Source organism: Pseudonocardia sp. KRD291 (assembly GCF_019263595.1).
In the GTDB taxonomy this organism is placed as follows: Bacteria; Actinomycetota; Actinomycetes; order Mycobacteriales; family Pseudonocardiaceae; genus Pseudonocardia.
The window spans coordinates 1-6,195 of record NZ_JADQDD010000332.1 but is presented as its reverse complement, the minus strand read 5'-3'; the positions used below and the strand labels follow the sequence as shown (position 1 = coordinate 6,195).

Below are 6,195 nucleotides of genomic sequence, written 5' to 3'. Positions count from 1 at the left end.
GACGGTTCGGCGCTCACGCGCTCCCCACCGGTACCCGGCGCCCGCGCACCAGCACCAGCGACGGGTGGCGCAGCGACTCCAGGTCGACCCGCGGGTCGTCGCGGTAGACGACCAGGTCGGCCGGTGCGCCGGGCTCCGGGCCGGGGCGTCGCAGCCAGCTCCGCGCCGACCAGCTCGCCGCGCCGAGGGGGTCCGGGTGCCCGGCGTCGCGCAGCGCCACGATCTCGTCGACGATCCGCCCGTGCCGGATGCCGCCGCCGGCGTCGGTGCCCGCGTAGACCGGGATCCCGGCCTCGGTGGCACGGCGCACGACGTCGGACGCCCCGGCGTGCAGCGCCCGCATGTGCGCCGCGTAGTCCGGGTACTTCGACGCGCCGTCGGCGATCGACGGGAACGTCTCGACGTTGATCAGCGTCGGCACCAGCGCGGTGCCGCGCGCGGCCATCTCCGAGATCAGGTCGTCGGACAGCCCGGTGCCGTGCTCGATGCAGTCGATGCCGGCCCCGACCAGCCCGTGCAGGGCGTCGGTGCCGAACACGTGCGCGGTCACCCGCGCTCCGGCCTCGTGCGCGGCGGAGATCGCCTCGGCGAGGACGTCGTCGGGCCAGAGCGGGGCGAGGTCGCCGACCCCGCGGTCGATCCAGTCGCCGACCAGCTTCACCCAGCCGTCGCCGTCGGCGGCCTGCCGGCGCACCTCGTCGACCAGGAGCGCCGGGTCGTCGAGCTCGACGGCCAGGCCCGGGATGTAGCGCTTCGGACGGGCCACGTGCCGGGCCGCCCGGATGATCTCCGGCAGGTCCTCGCGGGCCTGCAGCGGCGAGGTGTCGACCGGGGAGCCGCAGTCGCGGATGAGCAGCGCGCCGGCGTCGCGGTCGGTGCGGGCCTGGCGCTCGCACTCGTCGAGGTCGACCGGGCCGTCGGGCCCGAGCCCGACGTGGCAGTGCGCGTCCACCAGGCCCGGGACGACGAACCCGCCGCTCCCGAGGTCCTCGGCGCCGGGCAGCGGCGTGTCGCTGATCCGGCCGTCGCCGTCGATCCACAGCTCGGTGTCCTCGCCCGAGGGCAGGACCGTGCCCCGCAGCCGCCATCCGGTGACGGGCAGGTCTCCCATCAGGGCTTCTTCTTCCCGAAGTTGAGCTTCGACGGGTCGAAGCCGTCCGGCAGCTGGTCGAGCCCGCCCAGGCCCGGCGGCAGCTCCTGCAGGGTCTTCGGCATGTTCGACAGGTCCGGCATGCCCCCGGCGCGCGACGGCGTGGGCCCGCCCTTGCGGCCCTTCTTGGCCTGGCGGGCCTTGCGCGCGTTCTTCGGCACCTTCTTGGTGGCGCTGCGCCCGCCCCCGCCGAAGCCGAACTGCCCGGCCATCTGCTTCATCATCTTGCGCGCGTCGAAGAACCTGTTGACCAGGTCGTTCACGTCCGAGACGGTGACGCCGGAGCCGTTCGCGATGCGTGTCCGACGGGAGGCGTTGATCATCTTCGGGTCGTCGCGCTCGGCCGGGGTCATGCCGCGGATGATCGCCTGCAGCTTGTCGATCTGCTTGTCGTCGACCTGGGACAGCGCGTCCTTCATCTGCCCGGAGTTGGCCCCGGGCAGCATCCCCAGGATGTTGCCGATCGGGCCCATCTTGCGGATCGCGAGCATCTGCTGGAGGAAGTCCTCGAGCGTCAGGTCGCCGGAGCCCATCTTGGCCGCGGTGGCGGCGGACTGCTCGGCGTCGAAGTGCTGCTCGGCCTGCTCGATCAGCGTGAGCAGGTCGCCCATGCCCAGGATGCGCGAGGACATCCGGTCCGGGTGGAAGACGTCGAAGTCCTCGAGCTTCTCGCCGTTGGACGCGAACAGGATCGGCTGCCCGGTCACCTCGCGGACCGACAGCGCCGCACCACCGCGGGCGTCGCCGTCGAGCTTGGTGAGCACGACGCCGGTGAACCCGACGCCGTCGCGGAACGCCTCGGCCGTCGCGACCGCGTCCTGACCGATCATCGCGTCGACGACGAAGAGCACCTCGTCGGGCGACACCGCCTCGCGGATGTCGGAGGCCTGGCGCATCAGCTCGGAGTCGACACCGAGTCGGCCCGCGGTGTCGACCACGACGACGTCGTAGAGCTTCTCCTTCGCGTGCGCGATGCCCTCGCGGGCCACGCGCACCGGGTCGCCGGGGCCCTCCGGGAGCTCACCGGAGCCGGTTGCGCCCGGGTGCGGCGCGAACGTGGGCACGCTCGCGCGCTCGCCGACGATCTGGAGCTGGTTGACCGCGTTCGGGCGCTGCAGGTCGCACGCGACGAGCAGCGGGGTGTGGCCCTGGCTCTTGAGCCAGCGGCCGAGCTTGCCGGCCAGCGTCGTCTTGCCGGAGCCCTGCAGGCCGGCCAGCATGATGACCGTCGGCGGCTCCTTGGCGAACGACAGCCGCCGGGTCTCGCCGCCGAGGATGCCGACGAGCTCCTCGTTGACGATCTTGACGACCTGCTGGGCCGGGTTCAGCGCACCGGAGACCTCCGCGCCCTTCGCCCGCTCCTTGATGCGGGTGATGAACGCGCGCACCACGGGCAGCGCGACGTCCGCCTCCAGCAGGGCGATCCGGATCTCGCGTGCGGTGGCATCGATGTCGGCGTCGGAGAGCCGGCCCTTGCCGCGCAGGTCGCGGAGGGTGGAACCGAGCCGCTCGGAGAGGGAGTCGAACACCCTGAACAGCCTACTTGGCCATCCGCAGACCGCGATGGGCGCAGGACCGATCCAGTACCCGGGCCGACGCCCAGCCCGCCGGCGGGCCGTCCGAGCGCAGCGTCGCGGCGACGTCACCGGCCCGGGCCGCGTGCCCGGCGAAGGCCCGTCCGCGCACCACACGGCCCCGGACGTGCTGCCCGGCCAGCGCGTCGGCGGGCTCGGCGTGCACCCACACCAGGTGCGCCGCCCGCCCGCCGAGGCGGGCCAGGCGCCGGATCGCCGACCGGGTGCCGCCGGTCGTCGAGGGCAGGTGCACCACGACGGTGTCCGGCCCGGCCAGCGCGGCCAGGACCACCGACAGGCGGTGCAGCAGGTGCACCGCCCAGCGGTAGAGCGGGTACGGGGTGCCGGCCGGCAGCCGTCGGACCAGCAGGGCCCGGGTCCGCTCGGAGTCGAGCACGACCGTCGAGTCCTCCGGCGGCAGGGTCGCCAGCAGCGTCGACTTCCCGGCGCCGGGCAGCCCGGCCACGAGCACGAGTGTCCGCCCGGGCACGTGCAGCCGTACCGGGGGCGCCGAGGCCAGTGTCATACGGTCGCCAACGACCCGGATGCCCGAATCGTTCCGATCATCACGACACGGGTGCGCGGCCTACAGGGCGTCGGTGCCGCGCTCTCCGGTGCGGACGCGGACCACGTTGTCCACCGGCACCACCCAGACCTTGCCGTCGCCGATCTTGCCGGTGTGCGCGGCGTCGACCACGGCCTGTACCACCCGGTCGACGGCGTCGTCGTCCACGACGGCCTCGATCCGCACCTTCGGCACGAAGTCCACCGAGTACTCCGCGCCGCGGTAGACCTCGGTGTGGCCCTTCTGCCGGCCGTAGCCCTGCACCTCGGACACGGTCATCCCGAGCACGCCCAGGGTCTCCAGCGCGTCCTTGACCTCGCCCAGCACGAACGGCTTGACGATCGCGGTCACCAGCTTCATCGGGACTTCTCCTCGCGTTCCTCGGGGCGGACCGGCCGCTGGTCCCGGAAGCCCACCGTCTTCCGGATCATCCAGGCCGGCACGGCGCCCAGTGTGAACGCCCGGGCCATCGCGACGACGGCCGGCGCCTGCCGAGCCGCCCGGGGCCGCCACCGTAGAACAGGCCGTCCGTGGACGTGAACGCACGCCGGCGGGACGTGTCGGGGGTCGGGGTCCGGGCGTCAGGCGGTCGGGTCCTCGCCCCCGCGGGCGGCGGTGACGGCGAGCAGGTCGGCTTCGATCTCCCGTCGCGCACCCGGGCCGGGTGTGCCGGCGACGCCGAACGCGTCCACCACCGACGCGCCGAGCGTCTCCACCCGGGCCCAGCGCAGGTCGACCCCGCAGCGTTCCAGGGCGGCGGTGACGTGGTGCAGCAGGCCGATCCGGTCGGTGGCGCGCAGCTCCAGCACGACCGCGCCGGTGGCCTCGTCGTCGAACCAGAGCACCCGCGGCGGCGCCGTCCGCTCGACGACCGGGCTCGACGGCGCGTAGTCGCGCTCCTTGCGGGCCAGGGCCTCGGGCAGGGCGAGCGACCCGGACAGCACGCGCACCAGGTCGGCGCGGACCAGCGCCGGGTCCGGCAGGCCACCGAACCGCGGGGCGACCGCGAACGTCTCCACCACCGCCCCGTGCCCGTCCGGGGTCGCGACGGTCGACGTCTCGGCCGTGTGCACCTGCAGCGAGTGCAGGGCCAGCACCCCGGCGGCGGCGGACAGGGCGCCGCGGTCGTCGGGCAGCACGAGCGTCACGGTGGCCACGTCGCCGTCGGCGACGAACCGGACCTGCGGCCCCGCCCCGCTCTCCATCACCGCCACCAGCTCCGCCGACGACGGGTCCGGCGGCCCGGGCTCGACGAACGGCGCGCCGGTCAGCGCGCTGCGGCAGCGCCCGGCCAGGTTCTGCACCAGGGTGCGCCGCCACGGGCTCCAGACCCCGGGACCGGTGCCCAGCGAGTCGGCCTCGGCCAGCGCGTCGAGCAGGTCCACCAGCAGCGCCGGGTCCGCGCCCGGCGCGGACCCCTCCAGCGTCTCGATCACCCGCGAGACCGTTGCCGGGTCGTCCAGGTCGCGCCGGGTCGCCGTGTGCGGGAACAGTAGGTGGTGGCGCACCACCGCGCCGAGGACGTCGATGTCGGCCCCGCGCAGCCCCAGCCGGGTCCCGATCCGGCGGACCAGCGACTCGCCGACCACCGAATGGTCCCCGTCGCGGCCCTTGCCGATGTCGTGCAGCAGCGCGCCGAGAAGCAGCAGGTCCGGGCGCGCGACCCGGGTGGTCAGCCGCGCCGCCTGCGCGCAGACCTCCACCAGGTGCCGGTCGACGGTCCAGACGTGCGTGCGGTCGCGCGGCGGCAGGTCGCGGACCGCGCCCCACTCCGGGAACAGCCGGCCCCACAGCCCGGTGCGGTCCAGGGACTCGATCACCTCGACCATCCCCTGCCCGGTACCCAGCAGCGACAACAGCTCGCCCAGCGCCGCCCGCGGCCACGGGGTGCGCAGCTCGGGGGCGGTGTCGGCGAGCCGGTGCAGCGTGCCGGCCGCGATCGGCAGGCCGGTGCGCGCCGCCGTCGCGGCCACCCGGAGCACCAGCGCCGGGTCTTTCGCCGCCGACGCGTCGCGGGCCAGCGTCACCTCACCGGCGTGCTCGACGACCCCGGAGTCCAGCGGCCTGCGCACCGGCGCGCGACGCAGCGCCGCCAGGCCCCGGCGCGGCAGCGCGCTGCGGGCCTGGCGCAGCCCGACCTCGGTCGCGAACGCCACCGCCCGCGCGGCGCCGGACAGGGTGCGGGCCAGGTCGAAGCGGTCGCCGACCTCCATCGTCGCCGCGATCTCGTCGGCGTCCTGGGCACGCAGCACGTCCCGCGCCCGGCCGGAGAGGCGGTGCAGCTCGGTGCGGACGTCGAGGAGCAGCGTGCGCGCCCCGGTCACCTCGGCCGAGGGCCGGTCCACCAGCTGCGCGGTGGCCAGCGCGTCGATCAGCGCGACGTCGCGCAGCCCGCCGTGCCCGTTCTTCAGGTCCGGCTCGATCCGGTGCGCCACGTCCCCGTTGCGCGTCCAGCGGTCGGTCGTGGTATCGGCGACCTCGTCGAACCGGCTCCGGATGCCGGCCCGCCACGCCTGCCGGACGGCGGTGCGGACCTTGTCCGAGAGCCCCGTGTCGCCTGCGATGTGCCGGATCTCGAGCAGGCCGAACGCCGCCCTGAGGTCGGTCGTCGCGATCTGCACGGCCTGACCCGGGGTGCGCACCGAGTGGTCGAGGCCGATCCCGGCGTCCCAAAGCGGGTACCAGAGCTGTTCGGCGAGCCTGTCCACCCCGGAGCGGCCGTCGTGCAGCAGCACCAGGTCCAGGTCGGAGAACGGGCAGAGCTCGCGCCGCCCCAGCGCGCCCACCGCGACCAGCGAGACGCCGTCACCGATGCCGATGCTCGCGCACCGCGACGAGAGCCAGAAGTCGTGCAGGTCCACCAGCGCGGCACGCAGCGCCTCCGGACCGTGGTGGTGGCGGCCGCC

General features: G+C 74.8%; 5 protein-coding genes. All 5 read right to left on the bottom strand.

Going from position 1 to position 6,195, the window contains the following annotated elements:
- Window positions 1–13: 13 nt before the first annotated feature.
- Window positions 14–1,111 (bottom strand): amidohydrolase family protein, encoded by a 1,098-nt coding sequence (locus I4I78_RS28710; RefSeq protein ID WP_218614637.1) that lies wholly within the window; start codon window positions 1,109–1,111, stop codon window positions 14–16.
- Complete coding sequence (gene ffh, locus I4I78_RS28705; RefSeq protein WP_218614636.1) at window positions 1,111–2,679, bottom strand: signal recognition particle protein; 1,569 nt, start codon at window positions 2,677–2,679, stop codon at window positions 1,111–1,113. The genes I4I78_RS28710 and ffh overlap by 1 nt, the downstream gene beginning before the upstream one ends.
- Window positions 2,680–2,689: 10 nt before the next feature.
- Window positions 2,690–3,250 (bottom strand): AAA family ATPase, encoded by a 561-nt coding sequence (locus tag I4I78_RS28700; protein WP_218614635.1) that lies wholly within the window; start codon window positions 3,248–3,250, stop codon window positions 2,690–2,692.
- A gap of 60 nt (window positions 3,251–3,310) precedes the next feature.
- Entirely contained in the window at window positions 3,311–3,649 is a 339-nt protein-coding gene (locus I4I78_RS28695; RefSeq protein WP_218614634.1) for a P-II family nitrogen regulator, read from the bottom strand.
- A gap of 221 nt (window positions 3,650–3,870) precedes the next feature.
- Window positions 3,871–6,195: [protein-PII] uridylyltransferase (locus I4I78_RS28690; protein ID WP_218614633.1), on the bottom strand; the 2,325-nt coding region annotated here is incomplete at its 5' end.

Excerpts from the sequence above, each read along its gene's own strand:
- I4I78_RS28710 (WP_218614637.1), bottom strand. The coding sequence starts at position 1,111 with ATGGGAGACCTGCCCGTCACCGGATGGCGGCTGCGGGGCACGGTCCTG.
- I4I78_RS28700 (WP_218614635.1), bottom strand. The coding sequence starts at position 3,250 with ATGACACTGGCCTCGGCGCCCCCGGTACGGCTGCACGTGCCCGGGCGG.
- I4I78_RS28695 (WP_218614634.1), bottom strand. The coding sequence starts at position 3,649 with ATGAAGCTGGTGACCGCGATCGTCAAGCCGTTCGTGCTGGGCGAGGTC.